This window comes from Xanthomonas sp. LMG 12461 (assembly GCF_009192935.1).
Classification (GTDB): domain Bacteria; phylum Pseudomonadota; class Gammaproteobacteria; order Xanthomonadales; family Xanthomonadaceae; genus Xanthomonas_A; species Xanthomonas_A sontii.
In genome coordinates this window covers 1-17,580 of record NZ_NQYT01000073.1, presented here as the reverse complement: position 1 = coordinate 17,580, position 17,580 = coordinate 1, and the positions used below count along the sequence as shown (strand labels likewise).

At 70.2% G+C, this 17,580-nt stretch carries 19 protein-coding genes; 14 read left to right on the top strand and 5 right to left on the bottom strand.

What is annotated here, in order from left to right; translation table 11 throughout:
* Positions 1–76, bottom strand: a 76-nt coding sequence (locus CEK68_RS17975; protein ID WP_193314244.1) for a bL21 family ribosomal protein, incomplete at its 3' end; no start/stop codon positions are given.
* A gap of 296 nt (positions 77–372) precedes the next feature.
* Here CEK68_RS17975 and uvrA point away from each other — a divergent pair.
* Both uvrA and CEK68_RS17965 read left to right on the top strand, forming a co-directional pair.
* On the top strand, positions 373–3,372 hold the full coding sequence (uvrA, locus tag CEK68_RS17970; protein WP_152240193.1) for an excinuclease ABC subunit UvrA: 3,000 nt from the start codon (positions 373–375) through the stop codon (positions 3,370–3,372).
* Positions 3,372–3,779: a thioesterase family protein gene (locus tag CEK68_RS17965; protein ID WP_017912417.1), complete on the top strand. Its 408-nt coding sequence runs from the start codon at positions 3,372–3,374 to the stop codon at positions 3,777–3,779. Before uvrA ends, CEK68_RS17965 begins: the two co-directional genes overlap by 1 nt.
* Positions 3,780–3,996: 217 nt before the next feature.
* Here CEK68_RS17965 and CEK68_RS17960 read toward each other — a convergent pair whose 3' ends face one another.
* Entirely contained in the window at positions 3,997–4,443 is a 447-nt protein-coding gene (locus CEK68_RS17960) for a copper chaperone PCu(A)C (RefSeq protein WP_152240194.1), read from the bottom strand.
* Positions 4,444–4,477: 34 nt separating this feature from the next.
* On the opposite strand from CEK68_RS17960, the gene CEK68_RS17955 reads away from it, so the two are divergent.
* The 3 genes from CEK68_RS17955 to CEK68_RS17945 all read left to right on the top strand — a co-directional run bounded on the left by CEK68_RS17955 (position 4,478) and on the right by CEK68_RS17945 (position 6,770).
* Positions 4,478–5,257, top strand: a complete 780-nt coding sequence (locus tag CEK68_RS17955) for an enoyl-CoA hydratase/isomerase family protein (protein ID WP_148830493.1) — start codon at positions 4,478–4,480, stop codon at positions 5,255–5,257.
* A gap of 72 nt (positions 5,258–5,329) precedes the next feature.
* Positions 5,330–6,238, top strand: a complete 909-nt coding sequence (gene tesB, locus CEK68_RS17950; protein WP_017908864.1) for an acyl-CoA thioesterase II — start codon at positions 5,330–5,332, stop codon at positions 6,236–6,238.
* A gap of 10 nt (positions 6,239–6,248) precedes the next feature.
* Positions 6,249–6,770 (top strand): DUF2007 domain-containing protein, encoded by a 522-nt coding sequence (locus tag CEK68_RS17945; protein WP_017912414.1) that lies wholly within the window; start codon positions 6,249–6,251, stop codon positions 6,768–6,770.
* A gap of 366 nt (positions 6,771–7,136) precedes the next feature.
* On the opposite strand, the gene CEK68_RS17940 is transcribed toward CEK68_RS17945, so the two are convergent.
* Complete coding sequence (locus tag CEK68_RS17940; RefSeq protein WP_152240192.1) at positions 7,137–7,742, bottom strand: EF-hand domain-containing protein; 606 nt, start codon at positions 7,740–7,742, stop codon at positions 7,137–7,139.
* Between the two features lie 200 nt (positions 7,743–7,942).
* On the opposite strand from CEK68_RS17940, the gene CEK68_RS17935 reads away from it, so the two are divergent.
* The 7 genes from CEK68_RS17935 to CEK68_RS17905 all read left to right on the top strand — a co-directional run bounded on the left by CEK68_RS17935 (position 7,943) and on the right by CEK68_RS17905 (position 13,269).
* Entirely contained in the window at positions 7,943–8,704 is a 762-nt protein-coding gene (locus tag CEK68_RS17935; RefSeq protein ID WP_152240191.1) for an arginyltransferase, read from the top strand.
* A 91-nt stretch (positions 8,705–8,795) separates the two neighbouring features.
* Entirely contained in the window at positions 8,796–10,028 is a 1,233-nt protein-coding gene (locus CEK68_RS17930; protein WP_152240190.1) for an endonuclease/exonuclease/phosphatase family protein, read from the top strand.
* Positions 10,029–10,341: 313 nt separating this feature from the next.
* Positions 10,342–10,725, top strand: coding sequence for a roadblock/LC7 domain-containing protein (locus CEK68_RS17925; protein ID WP_017909884.1), 384 nt, complete (start codon positions 10,342–10,344; stop codon positions 10,723–10,725).
* A 10-nt stretch (positions 10,726–10,735) separates the two neighbouring features.
* The gene (locus CEK68_RS17920) at positions 10,736–11,236 is read left to right on the top strand and encodes a PAS domain-containing protein (RefSeq protein WP_152240189.1); all 501 of its coding nucleotides are present in this window, start codon (positions 10,736–10,738) and stop codon (positions 11,234–11,236) included.
* Positions 11,233–11,988: a PhnD/SsuA/transferrin family substrate-binding protein gene (locus tag CEK68_RS17915; protein WP_152240188.1), complete on the top strand. Its 756-nt coding sequence runs from the start codon at positions 11,233–11,235 to the stop codon at positions 11,986–11,988. The genes CEK68_RS17920 and CEK68_RS17915 overlap by 4 nt, the downstream gene beginning before the upstream one ends.
* Before the next feature lie 7 nt (positions 11,989–11,995).
* On the top strand, positions 11,996–12,637 hold the full coding sequence (locus CEK68_RS17910) for a hypothetical protein (protein WP_223875685.1): 642 nt from the start codon (positions 11,996–11,998) through the stop codon (positions 12,635–12,637).
* A complete protein-coding gene (locus tag CEK68_RS17905; RefSeq protein WP_043092813.1) occupies positions 12,634–13,269 on the top strand; it encodes a hypothetical protein in 636 nt (211 codons plus the stop codon). The genes CEK68_RS17910 and CEK68_RS17905 overlap by 4 nt, the downstream gene beginning before the upstream one ends.
* Before the next feature lie 77 nt (positions 13,270–13,346).
* Here the strand turns inward: CEK68_RS17905 and purT are convergent, their stop codons facing one another.
* Positions 13,347–14,534, bottom strand: a complete 1,188-nt coding sequence (purT, locus tag CEK68_RS17900) for a formate-dependent phosphoribosylglycinamide formyltransferase (RefSeq protein ID WP_152240187.1) — start codon at positions 14,532–14,534, stop codon at positions 13,347–13,349.
* Between the two features lie 194 nt (positions 14,535–14,728).
* On the opposite strand from purT, the gene CEK68_RS17895 reads away from it, so the two are divergent.
* Both CEK68_RS17895 and CEK68_RS17890 read left to right on the top strand, forming a co-directional pair.
* Positions 14,729–15,880 carry a Rieske 2Fe-2S domain-containing protein gene (locus tag CEK68_RS17895; protein ID WP_152240186.1) on the top strand — a complete coding sequence of 384 codons (1,152 nt, stop codon included), beginning with the start codon at positions 14,729–14,731 and terminating at the stop codon, positions 15,878–15,880.
* On the top strand, positions 15,870–16,496 hold the full coding sequence (locus CEK68_RS17890; protein ID WP_043092819.1) for a DapH/DapD/GlmU-related protein: 627 nt from the start codon (positions 15,870–15,872) through the stop codon (positions 16,494–16,496). The genes CEK68_RS17895 and CEK68_RS17890 overlap by 11 nt, the downstream gene beginning before the upstream one ends.
* A 257-nt stretch (positions 16,497–16,753) precedes the next feature.
* Here the strand turns inward: CEK68_RS17890 and CEK68_RS17885 are convergent.
* Positions 16,754–17,526 (bottom strand): IS5 family transposase gene (locus tag CEK68_RS17885; RefSeq protein WP_148830478.1). Its coding sequence is split into 2 segments (ribosomal slippage): positions 16,754–17,184 and positions 17,184–17,526, totalling 774 coding nucleotides; the frame shifts between segments, so codons are not numbered across the junction.
* Positions 17,527–17,580 lie beyond the last annotated feature (54 nt).

Below are 17,580 nucleotides of genomic sequence, written 5' to 3'. Positions count from 1 at the left end.
CGAGAATTTCCACGCGGAGCGTTTCGCCCTGCGCGACGCGGTATTGCTTACCGCCGGTGACCAGTACTGCGTACATGACCAGACTTCCTCTGTAGTTATTGTGGTCGTTCCTGCCGTGCCGTTTCGGGCAGACAGGAGCGGGATTGTAAGCCGCCGCGCGCGGCAGGGTCAAGCCCACCCAGGGCCGGACTGTCAAGCCCCGCGGGCCGGCGCGGCTGCCTGAACCAGCCAGCCGCCGGCGCCCGGCGGCGCTGGGATCTGCGGCAATTGCCCCCACCTGACAAGCTGGGTACGCTGATCGATTGCCGTCCCCTTTCCGCCCCCACACTGGCCAGCGGCACCGCCACGGCCGGCACATTCCGGAATCTCTTCATGGCGATGGATTACATCCGCATCCGCGGCGCGCGGACGCACAACCTCAAGAACCTCGACCTCGACCTGCCGCGCGACAAGCTGATCGTGATCACCGGCCTGTCCGGGTCCGGCAAGTCCTCGCTGGCGTTCGACACCATCTACGCCGAGGGCCAGCGCCGCTACGTGGAGTCGCTGTCGGCGTACGCGCGGCAGTTCCTCAGCGTGATGGAGAAGCCCGACATCGATCACATCGAAGGCCTGTCGCCGGCGATCGCGATCGAGCAGAAGTCGACCTCGCACAACCCGCGCTCCACCGTCGGCACCATCACCGAGATCTACGACTACCTGCGCCTGCTGTACGCGCGCGTCGGCCAGCCGCGCTGCCCCGACCACGGCTATCCGCTGGAGGCGCAGACGGTCAGCCAGATGGTCGACCAGGTGCTGACCCTGGACCCGGAGCAGCGCTACATGCTGCTGGCGCCGGTGATCCGCGAGCGCAAGGGCGAGCATGCGCAGGTGTTCGAACAACTGCGCGCGCAGGGCTTCGTGCGCGTGCGCGTGGACGGCGAGCTGTACGAGATCGACGCGGTGCCGGCGCTGGCGCTGCGCCAGAAGCACACCATCGAGGCGGTGATCGACCGCTTCCGCCCGCGCGAGGACATCAAGCAGCGCCTGGCCGAGAGCTTCGAGACCGCGCTGAAGCTGGCCGACGGCATGGTGTCGGTGCAGTCGCTGGACGACACCGCGGCCGCGCCGCACCTGTTCTCCTCCAAGTACAGCTGCCCGGTCTGCGACTACTCGCTGCCGGAGCTGGAACCGCGCCTGTTCTCGTTCAACGCGCCGATGGGCGCCTGTCCGAGCTGCGACGGCCTGGGCGTGGCCGAGTTCTTCGATCCCGAGCGGGTGGTGGTGCATCCGGAGCTGTCGCTGTCGGCCGGCGCAGTACGCGGCTGGGACCGGCGCAACGCGTACTACTTCCAGCTGATCGCCTCGCTGGCCAAGCACTACAAGTTCGACGTCGACGCGCCCTGGCAGTCGCTGCCGGCGAGCGTGCGCCAGGCGGTGCTGTACGGCAGCGGCGACGAGACCATCACCTTCACCTACTTCACCGATGCCGGCGGCCGCACCCAGCGCAAGCATCGCTTCGAAGGCATCATCCCCAACCTGGAGCGCCGCTACCGCGAGACCGAATCGCCGGCGGTGCGCGAGGAACTGGCCAAGTACATCAGCGAACGGCCGTGCCCGGACTGCAAGGGCGCGCGCCTGAACAAGGCCGCGCGCAACGTGTTCGTCGCCGACCGTCCGCTGCCGGACCTGGTGGTGCTGCCGATCGACGATGCGCTGAGCTTCTTCCGCCAGCTCGACCTGCCCGGCTGGCGCGGCGAGATCGCCAGCAAGATCGTCAAGGAGATCGCCGAACGGCTGGGCTTCCTGGTCGACGTCGGCCTGGATTACCTCACCCTCGAGCGCAAGGCCGACACCCTGTCCGGCGGCGAGGCGCAGCGCATCCGCCTGGCCAGCCAGATCGGCGCCGGCCTGGTCGGCGTGATGTACGTGCTCGACGAACCCTCGATAGGCCTGCACCAGCGCGACAACGAACGCCTGCTCGGCACCCTCACCCGCCTGCGCGACCTCGGCAACACGGTGATCGTGGTCGAGCACGACGAGGACGCGATCCGCCTGGCCGACTACGTGCTGGACATCGGCCCCGGCGCCGGCGTGCACGGCGGCGAGGTGGTCGGCCACGGCAGCGTGCAGGACCTGTTGAAGGCGCCGCGTTCGCTGACCGGGCAATACCTGTCGGGCAAGCGCCGCATCGAGATCCCGGCCAAGCGCCACAAGGCCAATCCGAAGATGACCCTGCACCTGCGCGGGGCCACCGGCAACAACCTCAAGAACGTCGACCTGGACATCCCGGCCGGCCTGCTGACCTGCATCACCGGCGTGTCCGGCTCGGGCAAGTCGACGCTGATCAACGACACCCTGTTCACCCTGGCGGCGAACGAGATCAACGGCGCCTCGCACAGCGTGGCGCCGTATCGCGAGATCGAGCACCTGGACCTGTTCGACAAGGTCGTGGACATCGACCAGTCGCCGATCGGGCGCACCCCGCGCTCCAATCCGGCCACCTACACCGGCCTGTTCACGCCGCTGCGCGAACTGTTCGCGCAGGTGCCGGAAGCGCGCTCGCGCGGCTACTCGCCGGGCCGCTTCAGCTTCAACGTGCGCGGCGGCCGCTGCGAGGCCTGCCAGGGCGACGGCCTGATCAAGGTGGAGATGCACTTCCTGCCGGACGTGTACGTGCCCTGCGACGTCTGCCACGGCAAGCGCTACAACCGCGAGACGCTGGAGATCCTGTACAAGGGCTTCAACATCAACGACGTGCTGGAAATGACCGTCGAGGATGCGCTGAAGCTGTTCGAGCCGGTGCCGTCGATCGCGCGCAAGCTGGAGACCCTGGTCGACGTGGGCCTGAGCTACATCAAGCTCGGCCAGAGCGCGACCACCCTGTCCGGCGGCGAGGCGCAGCGGGTGAAGCTGTCCAAGGAGCTGTCGCGGCGCGATACCGGCCGCACCCTGTATATCCTCGACGAGCCGACCACCGGCCTGCACTTCCACGACATCGAGGCGCTGCTGGGCGTGCTGCACAAGCTGCGCGACGAGGGCAACACCGTGGTGGTGATCGAACACAACCTGGACGTGATCAAGACCGCGGACTGGATCGTCGACCTCGGCCCGGAAGGCGGCCACCGCGGCGGCACCATCCTGGTCACCGGCACGCCGGAAGACGTGGCGGCCTGCCCGCAGTCGTACACCGGCCAGTTCCTGGCGCGGATGCTGCCGTCCACCAGCGCGCGCCCGGAGCAGCCGGCGGCGATGGCCAACAAGCCCGATGCGCGCCCGCCGCGCAAGGTCAAGCCGGAAAAGCCGGCGAAGAAGCAGGCGGTGGCCGCCAAGAGCGACAAGGCCAGCAAGAGCACCACCAGCACCGGCACCAAGAAGAAGAAGGACGTTTGATGAGCAGCGAACACAAGATCCTGGCGCGCATCCCGATCAGCGTGCGCTGGCGCGACATGGACAGCATGGGCCACGTCAACAACGCCAAGTACATCTCCTACCTGGAAGAGGCGCGCGTGCGCTGGATGCTGGGCGTGGAAGGCGTCTCGATGAGCGATCGCATCGCCCCGGTGGTGGCGGCGACCAACGTCAACTACCGCGCTCCGATCGTGTGGCCCAACGACATCCTGGTCGAACTGTTCGTCGAGCGCCTGGGCACCAGCAGCGTGACCATCGGCCACCGCATCGTCGACCAGCAGGACGAAAGCCGGCTGTACTCCGACGGCCACGTGGTGGTGGTGTGGATGGACACCCAGACCGGCAAGAGCGCGCCGCTGCCGGACGCCGTACGCAAGGCGACGAGCTGAGGCCTGCGCTTGCGCCGGGCGTGGCCCGGCGCATAGTCCGCAGTGCAACGGCGCTGCCCACGCAGGAGCGGCGTGCGCTCCTTGTGGGAGGGACTTCAGTCCCGACGACGGGTGGTCTCAGCCGACGCTGGGCTTCGCCCGTCGCGGCTGATCCCACAAAAGGGGACGAGAACCGCTCCTACGACGAGGGGAGGCGCCTTTTCCCGAGGAGGCTCCCCTACATCGCCTGCTTGCGCACCGTCAGCGTCGCATCGGCCTTGCCGCCGCCTTCCAGTTGCAACTGCAGCGGCACGGCCTGGCCTTCGGTCAGCGCACCCTTGCCCTGCATCAGCATCAGGTGCATGCCGCCGGGCTTGAGTTCCACGCGGGCGCCAGGCGCCAGCGGCACGCGCTCGACCGCGCGCATCCGGCTGACGCCGGCCACCAGCGTGGTTTCGTGCAACGACACATCGCCGAAAGCGGGGCTGCTGGCCCCGACGACCGCGACCGGCTTGCCACAGCCGTTGTGGAGCACGCCGTAGCCGGCGGTCATCGGCATCGCCGGATTCGGCGGCAAGCGCGCCCAGCCCTGCTCCAGAGTGACGCACGCCGGTTCCGCGGCCGACGCCGTGGCGGCAACCGCACACAGCACGAACAATACGCCAGCGAATGGTTTGGTTATCATCGCCGAGGTTCCTTCTTCGAAAGCAGACCGCAGCATGACGACGCTCATCGACGTGATCAACCATGGCCCCCTCCGCGAACTGCGCCTGGCGCGGCCGCCGGTCAATGCGCTGGACACCGATCTGTGCCGGCACCTGATCCAGGCGATCGAGCAGGCCGGCGCCGAGGGCGCGCACGGCATCGTGCTGTCGGGCAACGAACGCCTGTTCTCCGCCGGCATGGACGTGCCGCACCTGCTGAGCCATGGCGACGACCGCGCCAAGCTGCTGGGCAGTTGGCAGCAGTTCTTCGGCGCGGCGCGCGCCTTGGCCGCCAGCCCGATCCCGGTGGTCGCAGCGCTGACCGGCCACGCCCCGGCCGGCGGTTGCGTGCTGGCGCTGTGCTGCGACTACCGGGTGATGGCGCGCAGCCCCGATGCGGCGCATCCGCTGCACATCGGCCTCAACGAGACCCAGGTCGGCCTGGTCGCCCCGGAAGGCATCCAGCGCCTGCTGCGGCGGGTGGTCGGCGCGCACCGCGCCGAGCGCCTGCTGGTCGGCGGCGACCTGGTCAGCGCCGAGCGCGCGCTGGAGATCGGCCTGGTCGACGAACTGGTCGACGCCGACCTGGTGGTGGCGCGCGCGCTGGCCTGGCTGCTGGACCTGCTCAAGCGCCCGCGGCAGCCGATGCTGCAGACCCGTGCCATCGCCCGCGCCGACCTGCGCGCGGCGCTGGCCGACGAGCACATCGGGCTGGAGCGGCTGATCGACGACTGGCAGGCGCCGGACACCCAGGCCGCACTGCGCGCGCTGGTGGCGCGGCTGGGCAAGGGCTGAGCGGAGCGGGCACGCGGGCGGGCGCGGACGGCCCGCTATAATCGGCGCACGTCCGTCGCCAGGCCCCGTCTCTTGTCCGCCAAGCCCGCCCCCGTCGTCTCCGAACTGATCGAGCTGCTGTCGCTGGAGCGGCTGGAGGACAACCTGTTCCGCGGCCAGAGCCGCGACATCGGCACCAAGTACGTGTTCGGCGGCCAGGTGCTGGGCCAGGCGCTGTCGGCGGCGCAGGCCACGGTGGAGAACGCGCGCCGCGTGCATTCGCTGCACGCCTACTTCCTGCGCGCCGGCGACATCGAGCATCCCATCGTCTACGACGTGGACCGCACCCGCGACGGCGGCAGCTTCTCGGTGCGCCGGGTCACCGCGATCCAGCACGGCAAGGTGATCTTCTTCTGCGCGGCCTCGTTCCAGGAACAGGAGGACGGCGCCACCCACCAGCTGAAGATGCCGGAAGTGCCGCAACCGGAAGACATCGAGCCGACTCCGGCGGCGCGCCCGGACGTGCTGGCGACGCTGCCGACCAAGGTGCAGCGCTGGCTCTCGCGCGGCGGCCCGTTCGAGTTCCGCCACGTGTATCCGCGCGACGAACTGAATCCGCCCAAGCGTCCGCCGTTCCAGCAGATGTGGCTGCGCCTGAGCGAGCCGGTCGGCGATGCGCCGGAACTGCACCAGGCGCTGCTCGCCTACGCCTCCGACTTCCACCTGCTCGGCACCGCCACCTTCCCGCACGGCATCAGCTATTACACGCCGAACGTGCAGATGGCCTCGCTCGACCATGCGCTGTGGTTCCATCGTCCGTTCCGCGCCGACGACTGGCTGCTGTACTCGCTGGACAGCCCCAGCGCGCAGGGCGCGCGCGGCCTGGCGCGCGGGCAGTTCTTCACCCGCGACGGCACCCTGGTGGCCAGCACCGCACAGGAAGGCCTGATCCGCGTGGTCCCCGACGCCGACGCCGCGGCGCAGGTGCCGGCAAAACGCTGAGGACACGAACATGCGTCAGATCTTCAGCAGCCAACGCGTGGAAACCGCCGAAGGCGTCGCCGCCCTGCTGCGCGACGCCGGCATCGACGTGCGCCTGAGCAACGGCCGCTCCTACCGGACCCGGCGCAGCGGCCAGTTCAGCTATCTCGACCCGGTCGCGGCGCAGGCGCAGCCCACGGTGTGGGTGGTGCACGCCGACGACCAGCCGCGTGCACGCGAACTGCTGCGCGACGCCGGCCTGCTCGACAGCACCCGCCGCGATCCGGAACAGGGCCGTGCGCCCTACTTGAACGAGTTCCGCTCGCAGGTGGAAGCGGACGGCGGCAAGCGCTGGGCCTGGCGCATCCGCATCGCCCTGCTGCTGGCGATCGGTGCGGTGGCGCTGATCACCGTGCTGCGCCATCGCGACAACCGCGCGCCGACCACCGCACCAGCACAGGCACCCGCGACGCAACCGGCCACGCCCCCGGCGCAGGACACCGGCAGCGACGAAGTGCGCGTGCGCGTGCAGCCGGCGCCGCGCGGCAACTGAGCCGCGCCGAACGCAGGTCCACGCATGCGGTGGACGTCGCCTATGGCGATGACGTCCTGCCGATGATCGTCCTTGCGCGACGGCGGAGGCGCCAACGCTGCGACGGCAATCCGATCGGCACGGCGATCGCATCCTGCGCGCGGTGTCCGCCGTAGCGGAGACCGCCACCGCAACCGGCCGCGACGCTGCCGACGCGCCCCGCGCGACCACGCACGTCCCGCGCTGCACCTGCGCCGCACTGCACTGCACGCGACGGCAGGTTTCGGCCGATGGAAAAACAAGAACGCCCCTGCGCGCGGGGCGCAGGGGCGCTGTCGATCGGCGCCTTGGTGCAGTGACGCCGCGGCCACCGCCGCGGCGGATGGCTCAGTTGCTGTCCGGCGCCGGCATCGGCGGCGGCGGTGCGTCGCCACCGCGCTGCCCGCCCGGGCGATGCGCCCAGCGCTTGGCCTGCGCCGCATCGAACTCGGCGCGGCTGAGCATGCCGTCCTTGTTGGTGTCGGCCGCGGTGAACCAGGCATCGCGATGTTGCTTGGCGCGCAGTTCGAAGTCGGCACGGTCGATGTAGCCGTCCTTGTTCACGTCCATCTTGTCGAAGCGCGCGGCGAGCTTGGGATCGGCCTGCGCTTCGGCGCGGCTGATGCGGCCGTCCTTGTTGGTGTCCAGCTTGGCCATCATCGCGCCGGGCACGCCGTGGTCGCCCGGGCCGCCGTGACGGCCGTGGCGCGGCCACTCGTCGCGGCTGAGCTTGCCGTCGTGGTTCTTGTCCATGGCGTCGAAATGCTGGGCCAGGCGCGGATCGGCGGCGGCCTCGCTGCGGTCGATGACGCCGTCGCCGTTCTTGTCGAGCGCGGCGATGCCGCCGGCATCGGCGGGCGCGGCGGGATCGGCCGGCGGCGGGGGAACGGCGTAGGCGGTACCGGACAGCACGGCCAGCACGGCCAGGGCGAGCAGCGGGTTGCGAGACTTCATGGGTCACTCCCTGAGGATGATGAGGAACCTGCCGAGGACGGCAGGCGTCCGGCGCCGCAAGCGGCCCGCATCGCGGGCCGGCACCGCGGCGCCTTCCCTGCTGACAACGCCCCGTCGCCGCCGCGGTTGACCCGCCGCCGGGCGTATTCATCGACGGGACAGTCGCGGCCGCTGCGATGGCGAAGCGCTATGCTCGACGCATGGCCATCCATTCCGACGCCAGCGACGACCTGCGGCTGTTCCAGACCGGCCAGCACGCGTGTGGCTACTGGCCCGAGCGGCAGGCCCGCGACCTGGTGCTGGACCCGCACGATCCACGCCTGGGCGCGCTGTATCCGCTGGCGCTGAGCTGGGGCTTCCGCCGCTCCGGCGATCTGGTCTATCGCCCGCACTGCGACCATTGCCGCGCCTGCGTTGCGGTGCGCATCCCGATCGACGCGTTCGTGCCCGATCGCAGCCAGCGCCGCTGCCTGGCGCGCAATACCGATGTCGAAGTCCGCATCGTCGCCGCCGAGCGCAGCGAGGAACAGCTGGCGCTGTACCAGCGCTACCTGCGCCACCGCCATCCCGGCGGCGGCATGGACGATCACGGCGCGCACGAGTTCGACCAGTTCCTGATCGGCCGCTGGTCGCATGGCCGCTTCCTGGAGCTGCGGCAGCGCATGCCGGACGGAAGGCGTGGGCCGCTGCTGGCGGTAGCGGTCACCGATATCGCCGCGCAGGCGCTGTCGGCGGTCTACACCTTCTACGACCCGGACGCCGGCGCGCGCGGCCTGGGCACCCTGGCGATCCTGCAGCAGATCGCCTGGGCGCGACGCGAGGGCCTGCGCCACCTGTATCTGGGCTACTGGATCCGCGGCCACCAGAAGATGGACTACAAGCGCCGCTTCCGGCCGCTGCAGGCCTACGACGGCCGCCACTGGCGCGACTTCGACGACTATCTGCGCCAGCTCGGCGGCTAGCCGACGGCAACCGCTACCGCGCTGCCCAGCCGATGCCGCCGCAGGTCGCCGCGCCATCGTGCCGACATGCCGCGCATGCGAAAATCGGCGCATGACATCACGCCTCCTCCTGCTCGCCCTGACCCTGCTGTGCGGCGCCTGCGCGCACACCGCTCCCACGTCCTCCCCGATGACCGACGCCGCCGCGCCCGCCGCCAGGACGCTGCGCCTGGCCACCTACAACACCTCGCTCAATGCCGACGAACCCGGCGCGCTGATCGCCGCCCTGCAGGGCGACAGCGCGCAGGCGCGCAAGATCGCCGCGGTGCTGCAGCAGGTGCGCCCGGACATCGTGCTGCTCAACGAGTTCGACTACGACGAGGCGCACCGCGCCGCCGACCTGTTCGAGCAGCGCTACCTCGCGGTGCCGCAACCGCACGGCGGCGCTGCGCTGCGCTATCCCTACCGCTACCTGGCCCCGGTCAACACCGGCGTGCCCAGCGGCCTGGACCTGGACAACGACGGCCATGTCGGCGGCGAAGGCCGCGCGCGCGGCAACGACGCCTGGGGCTACGGCCTGCATCCCGGCCAGTACGGCATGCTGCTGCTGTCGAAGTACCCGATCGACACCGCGGCGGTGCGCAGCTTCCGCCTGCTGAAATGGAGCGCGATGCCCGGCGCGCTGCGCCCGGTCGATCCGGCCACCGGCCGCTTCTTCCACAGCGACGCGGTGTGGGCGCAGTTGCGGCTGTCGTCCAAGTCGCACTGGGACGTGCCGGTGCGCACCCCGCTGGGCGTGCTGCATGCGCTGGTGTCGCACCCGACCCCGCCGGTGTTCGACGGCGCGGAGAAGCGCAACGCCGCACGCAACCACGACGAACTGCGGCTGTGGCGCGAGTACCTGGACGATGCCGGCAGCGGCAAGGCGCGCTGGCTGTGCGACGACGCCGGCCGCTGCGGCGGGCTGGCCGCCGATGCGCAGTTCGTGATGCTCGGCGACCTCAACAACGACGTGATCGACGGCGACGGCCACCACGACGCGATCCGCGCGCTGGTGACGCATCCGCGCGTCCTGCAATACCCCACCCCGCACAGCGCTGGCGGCGAGGAGACCACGCGCGCCTACGCGGCCACCGGCATCGATCATCGCGGCCCACCGCAGCAGGTCACCGGCGATTTCGGCCCCAAGGCCGGCACCATGCGCCTGGACTACGTGCTGCCGTCGCGCAACTTCCGCTACCTGGACAGCGGCGTGTTCTGGCCGGCCTCCGATGACGCCTCCGCCGCCATCGCCGACGGCAGCGACCATCACCTGGTCTGGGTCGACGTCGCCGCAGGGCGGTAAGCGCAGGCGGCCCGGCGCGGCGCGCAGCATGGCGCCGCCTTGCAGCACCCACAGGCGGCCTGACGGCCGCCTTTTGCTTGCCTGGCCGGCGCGCCAGGCGCCTGGCGAGCGGCCTGCACCCGCGCGGCCGCGTTGACCGCTGGCCCCGAGGCATCGCCGGTGTGAGCAGGGCCCGACGCCTTCGCGGCAGCGGTGCCGTCCATCGGATCGCCCCTCCTGCGCAGCGCCTGCGCCGGGCATCGCCATCGGCCTTGATCCAGATCAAGGGCAAGACTGCGCCGACGCGGTCCAATGCCTCCCGCACCCGGTCGGGATGCGCAAGCGGATGGCGAGCATGCGAACGCAACAGTTGCAACAGGCGCTGGAAGGCCTCAATGGCGCCACTGCCGATATCGAGGCCTCGGCGCTGATCTCCCTGGACGGGCTGATGATCGCCTCGGCGATGCCGCAGGGCATGGACGAGGACCGGGTCGGCGCGATGTCCGCGGCGCTGCTCGCGCTGGGCGAGCGCAGCGCGCGCGAACTGGCGCGCGGCGCGCTGGAGCGGGTGCTGATCCAGGGCGAACTCGGCTACGTGATCATGAGTGCGGCCGGCCGCGAGGCGGTGCTCACCGTGCTGGCCAAACCCAGCGCCAAGCTCGGCCTGGTGTTCCTGGACATCAAGCGCGCCGCGCAGGCGCTGCAACAGATCCTGTAGGGGCGCCGCCATGCCGCTGCCGCCGATGCAAGCGCCGCACGAGCCGCACCGCAGCGCCGAGCTGCGCTACCACGACGGCAGCCGCCGCAAGGTGTACTGGAGCGAACGCGAGGTGGCCTACCCGGACGGGCGCCTGATCGTCTCGCGCACCGACCTGGAGGGCATCATCACCCACGCCAACGACGCCTTCGTCGAACTCAGCGGCTGGCCGCGCGAACTGCTGATCGGCGCACCGCACTGCATCCTGCGCCACCCGGAGATGCCGCGGCGCGCATTCCGCGAACTGTGGGACACCGTGCTGGCCGGCGAGAAGTGGCACGGCTACGTCAAGAACCTGCGCCGCGACGGCGCCTGCTACTGGGTCTACGCCACCGCCTTGCCGAACGTCCGCGACGGCCGCGTGGTCGGCTTCACCTCGGTGCGGCGCAAGCCGTCGCGGCGGCGCATCGACGCGCTGCAGCCGCTGTACGCGCAGTGGTTGCAGGACGAACGCGCGGAGCCGCTGGCATGAGCTGCACGTTCCTGGTCGCGCCGGACTTCGCGCCCGAGTACTTCGGCGGCTGGTACCTGCTCAGCACGGTGCTGCAGCGCCGCGCCGGCATCGGCCTGCGCCTGCTGATGCCGGCCGATGCCGCCGAACAGCGGCAGTTGCTGGACGACAGCGTCGTCGACCTGGTGTACGCCAGTCCGTTCGACGCCAGCGCGTTGATCCGCGACCGCGGCTACCTGCCGCTGGTCAGGCCGCGCGGGCACGCCGACGAGGTGGTGATCGCGAGCGCAGCCGAGGCGCCGGCACGCTGCGTGGAAGACCTGCCCTACGGCTGCCGCATCGCGCTGACCGCCAACCAAGACGTACGCCTGATCGGCCTGCGCCTGCTGGAACCGGCCGACCTGGAGCCGGAACGCATCGCCTGGCGCCCGGCCAGCAGCTACGCCGCGGTAGCGCGGCTGCTGCTGGAAGGCGAAGCCGATGCCGGCCTGTTCCTGGCCACCGCCTACCACGGCCTGTCGCGCCTGACCCGCGCGCGATTGCGCCCGCTGGTGGAAAGTGCGCTGTGCGACATCGGCCACGTGCTGCTGGCGCATCCGCGCCTGGGCCCGCAACTGCCGGCGCTGCGCGACGCCCTGCTGGCGCTGGGCGATGCCGCGCATCGCGACGACCAGGCAGTGCTCGATGCGCTGGGCCTGGAACGCGGCTTCGAGGCGATGGCCACGGAGGACGCCGAATTCATGATCGACCTGATCGACACCTTGCTGGACTGAGGCGCCCATGCCCACGCTTCCCGCTCGCGATCCCGCACGCCTGGTGATGCGCACCCATGCCCGTGCCCTGCTGCGCGACCCGCGCGACGCCGCCGCGCACCTGGCGCGGCTGCACGCCGCACTGCAGTTGCACGACAACGAACCGACCCAGGGCGTGCTGGCCGACCTGTTCGTGGCCTTGCCGCGGCACGACGTCGCCTTGCGCCAGCTGGCGCTGCAGATGGCCGCGGCGCATCTGGCGCCGCACGTGGCCGAGACCTTCCAGCGCCACAGCCAGGGCCACGCGCTGCTGCCGATCAACGCCCTGGCCACGCGCTGGAGCGTGCTGGCGCGGCCGTCCGCCGACGTGCCGGCGCGGGTGCGCCGGGCCAGCCCGGACCATTCGCGGCGGATGGTGCGCGAGGTGGTGGACGCGCTGTGCGACGGCGCACCGATCGCCGCGGCGCGCTGCGAGCGCGAGTTCCTGGACTACTGCATCAGTTGCCAGGACAAGCTCGCCTTCATGCTCGCCACGCGCGAACTGCGCCGCCATGCGCTGGCCCTGGGCGACCGCTGGGACAGCACCGCGCGCTGGCTGCAGCAGCGCGAGCCGCTGGGTGGCCGCAACGTCGACGCCCTGTCCTTTTCCAGCGCGAGTGCGCCGCGATGACCGCCCCCGACCCGACCGGCTCCGAACCGACCTGGCTGATGCCGACCCCGCACGGCGTGCTGCACGGCTTCGCCAGCGCCACGCCCGACCGCCTGCAGCGCGCGCTGCAACTGCTGCTCGGCGCGCACGGCGCGCTGTCGCTGCAGGAGTGGCGCCAGCGCGTGGGCGGCGACGCACAGCGGCTGCTGCAGGAGGCGCGCGAACAGCAATGGGTGCAGTTGCTGCGGCGCGCAGTGCCGGGCCCGGAAATCCGCCTGGACGATTTCGCCCAGCATGTGATCGCCCCGCTGTCGGCCGAACGCCGCGCGGTGCTGGCCTCCGACAGCGGCTTCTGCCTGGGCCATGCCGGCCTGGACCAGGAACAGGCCGACACGCTGAGCGTGGCCGCGGCCGACTTCTCCGGCTTCGCTCAGCGTCAGAGCGCGCGCGGCTGGCACGGCGCGCACCGCTACGTGGCGTTCTACAGCGAGCCGCAACTGCTGCTGCCGGACTGGTCGTTCGTGCCGTTCTGGGTCGACGGCGCCGGCTACTGGCTGGTGCTGGGCGGCGAGGCGCTGCTCAACAACCTGGCGATGGTCGAACTGGTGTGGAGCATCCGCCTGGCGGCGGCACGGTTCGCGCCGCCGGCTTGAGGGCCGGGAATGGGGAATCGGGAGTGGGGAATGGGAAAGCGGGTCCCCTTTGGCCCCGCTTTCGAGCGCTCGCCGTTTTATGCGTCCAGGTCGATGGTGAGGGCGGCGGCGGCGGCGCGGGCGATCTGGCGTGCCTGCTCGATGTCGGCGCCGCGGGCCAGGGTCACGCCGACGCGGCGGTGGCCGTGCACGCTGGGCTTGCCGAACAGACGCAGGGCAGTGTCAGGGGCCTGCAGGGCGGCATCGACGTTGCCGAAGCGCGGCACGCCTTCGCCGTGGGCCAGCAGCGCGCACGAGGCCGACGGGCCGTTCTGGCGGATCGCCGGAATCGGCAGGCCGAGGATCGCACGCGCATGCAGGGCGAACTCGCTCAGTTCCTGCGACACCAGGGTGACCAGGCCGGTGTCGTGCGGCCGCGGCGACACTTCGCTGAACCAGACTTCGTCGCCCTTGACGAACAGCTCCACGCCGAACAGGCCCCAGCCACCGAGATCGTCGGTGACCGCACGGGCGATGTCCTGAGCGCGCTGCAGGGCCAGCGCCGACATCGACTGCGGCTGCCAGCTCTCACGGTAGTCGCCGTCCTTCTGCCAGTGCCCGATCGGATCGCAGAACGCGGTGCCGCCGGCGTGGCGCACGGTCAGCAGGGTGATCTCGTACTCGAAGTCGATGAAACCCTCGACGATGCAGCGGCCGGCACCGGCGCGGCCGCCAGTCTGCGCGTACTCCCACGCCGCGTCGATATCGGCGGCGCTGCGCAGCGTGCTCTGGCCCTTGCCGGAGGACGACATCACCGGCTTGACCACGCACGGCAGGCCGACCGCGGCGATCGCTTCGCGGTACTGCTCGGGCGTGTCCACGAAGCGGTACGGCGAGGTCGGCAGGCCCAGGGTCTCAGCGGCCAGGCGGCGGATGCCTTCGCGGTCCATGGTCAGCCGCGTCGCACGCGCCGTCGGGATCACCCGCTGGCCGAGGTCGCGCTCCAGCGCCACCAGCGTTTCGGTGTGGATGGCCTCGATCTCCGGCACGATCAGGTGCGGCTGCTCGCGCGCGATCAGTTCGCGCAACGCCATCGCATCGAGCATGTCGACCACGTGGCTGCGGTGCGCGACCTGCATCGCCGGGGCGTCGGCATAGCGGTCCACCGCAATCACTTCCACGCCGAAGCGCTGCAGTTCGATCGCCACTTCCTTGCCCAGCTCGCCGGAGCCAAGCAGCAGCACACGGGTGGCGGAAGCGGACAACGGGGTTCCCAGAGTGACCATGGCGGCGGCGCCTGCGCGAAGAGGGGAGCCGTATTCTACCGGGCCAATGCCCTACCCCGGCACAGGACCGGCCGCGCCATCGTCGGCGCGCAGCGAGGTGCTATCTTCCGCAACGTCACTGGGGATGTCGCCATGCACGTACACAGCGCCGAACACCGCCACGGCACGCCCTGCCGCACCACCGAGGCGCGCGCATGCATTCGCTGATACCGGCCGAGGCCTACATCGACGAGGCCTGGTTCGCCCGCGAGCGCGAAAAGTTGATGATGCCGCTGTGGCAGTTCGTGGCGCCGCGCATGCTGCTGGACAAGCCCAACGCCTTCGTGCGCCGCTCGATCTGCGGCGTGGACGTGGTGGTGCAGCACATCGACGGCGAACTGCGCGCCTTCGACAACCTGTGCCTGCACCGGCAGAACCCGCTGCAACAGCAAGCGCAGGGCGTGCGCCCGTTGGTCTGCGGCTACCACGGCTGGCGCTACGGCGCCGACGGCGGCGTGGACAATATTCCGTTCCAGGACGAGGCCTACCGCCTGGCCCCGGAAGCACGCGCCTGCCTGCGGCTGCGCCGCTTCGCGGTGGCCTGCATCGGCAAGCTGGTGTTCGTGAACCTGTCGCCCGCGCCGATGCCGCTGGAGGCGCAGTTCTCGCTGGAGGCGCTGGAGATGCTGCGCGCCGCTTCCGAACAGTTCGACGACGAAGTGCTGGTGGCGACCTTCGAGGCCGACTTCAACTGGAAGCTGGCCTACGAGAACCTGCGCGACGCGCTGCACCCGCGCTTCGTGCATGCGCGCACGCTGGCGCAGCAGGTGAAGTTCCAGGTGCAGATGGACGATGCCGGCGTCGCCGAGGCGCGCCGCTACCATGCCGAGGGCAGCGCCTCGCGCGAGGCGCATCTGGCGCGCCTGCGCGATTTCAGCAGCGGCGGGCTCAACGAGCCGTTGGTGGCGATGGCGCACTATCCCTGGCACGCGCACGTCGAACGCTTCGGCAACGACGACTGGTATCTGAACTGGCTGCTGTACCCGAACCTGCACATCGCCTCGGGCTCGGGTGGCTATTCCTTCATCATCGAGCACCACCAGCCGGTATCGGCGCAGCGCACCGACCTGCTGGTCTACTACGTCACCGCGCGCAAGAAGCAGCGCTATCCGGGTTCCGACGCGGTGCTGCTGGGGCACCTGCACGGCGCCGAGAAGGTACTGCGCGAGGACATCGAGATCATGGAGCAGGTGCAGTCGGGACTGCGCGCCGGCGCCCCGCGCGCGGTGCTGGGCGACTACGAGCACGCCAACATGCAGATCGAACGCTGGTACATGGACGTCATGGAGGGCCGCCATGTCCTCTGACAAGTACGTGGTCGGCAGCGGTGCGCTGCTGCGCTGGGCGCTGGCGGCCTGGGCCGAGGCGGCGCCGGAGTGCGTGCTGCACCCGGTGGACGTGGCCCAGGGCAAGGACTACCGCTTCGACCTGGATGCCCTGCACGCACTGGCCGACACCGGCGCCACCGCCTTCGTCGCCTGGGGCGCGCAGTTCCTCAACTTCCGCCGCCAGGAGCTGATGGGCGAACTGAAGGCGCGCGGCTTCAGGATGCCGCCGCTGATCTGCCGCGGCGCGCAGGTGGCCGCGAGCGCGCGCGTTGGCGAGAACTGCGCGATCGGCGCCGGCGCCATCGTCGATGCGCACTGCGACATCGGTTTCAACGCCTGGATCGGCGCGGCGGCGGTGCTGGAATCGGCGGTCAAGGTCGGCGCCTCGGCATGGATCGAGGCCGGCGTGACGCTCGCTGCCGAAGCGCAGATCGGCGCCCAGGCCACGCTCGGCCGACAGGTCGACATCGGCCCCGGCGTGCGCATCGGCAAACGCTGCCAGATCGAGATCCCCGGCCGCTACCGCAGCGACATCGCCACCGGCACCCATCACCTCAGCGGTTTCCGCTCGCCGGTGCTGATTCTCGGCGGGTGAGTGGCCGCCTCGGCGGCCGGGAATCGGGAATCGGGATTGGGGAATCGTAAAAGCGCTGGGTCTGCTGCCCCCGGCGTGACGGCACGCGGCCGATGGATGCACACCGCCGACGCCCGCCAAGTCGACACCCGGGCTGCCGCCGCAGCACCTGCCCCTTCATACCTCGCGACTTCAGCGCCCTACCGATCCTCAAAAGCGGATGCCGCGCGCAGGCGGGAAGCGGAGAGTCATAAGGCTCCCCTAGGCTGTATCGACATTCATTTCAGCCACATTGGGATAGAGGCCAGATACAGGAAAGCCAAGAAATGAGTTGGCTTGCGATCGAAGCGCGTGGCGATACGGCGGAACTGCTTGAGCTTGGCGAAGCAACGTTCGATGCGATTGCGTAACCGGTAGCGTGCTTTGTCGTAGCGGCGCGGCCGCTGGCAACTGCGTGGAGGGATCACCGCCTTGGCGCCTCGTGACCTGATCAACGCCACCAGTTCACGACTGTCATAGCCCTTGTCGGCCAGCACATATTTCGGCTTGAACCCGGCCAACAAGGCGCGCGCTTGCGTGATGTCGTTACGCTGCCCACCTGTCAGCACGACCCGCACCGGCCGGCCCTGGCTATCCACGGCCAAGTGGATCTTTGTGCTCAGGCCTCCTCGGGAGCGCCCCAGAGCCGAGTCCGAAGCCCCCCTTTTCCGGTCGCCGCCTGTGCATGCGCCCGGACGATGCTGCTATCGATCATCAGGTACTCGTTGTCTCGAGCCCGAGTCAGGCTCTGGAAAATCCGCTCCCAGACGCCCTTGGCGGCCCAACGGGTAAAGCGTTTGTGCACGCTTTTGTAGGCCCCGTAGCGCGGCGGCAGATCACTCCAGCGTGCGCCGGAGCGCAACACCCACAGCACGCCATTGACGAAAGTCCGGTTGTCCGCTGCTGTGCGGCCCGGGTCACTGGCTTTGCCTGGAAGCAAGTCTTCGATCCGCTCCCATTGGCTCTGGGTCAATTCATAGCGGCTGGGCCGCGACGTGATGGTCTTCGACATCCCAAAAAAATACCGCTGAATGTCGATACAGCCTAGACCCGCCCGCCCCCATGA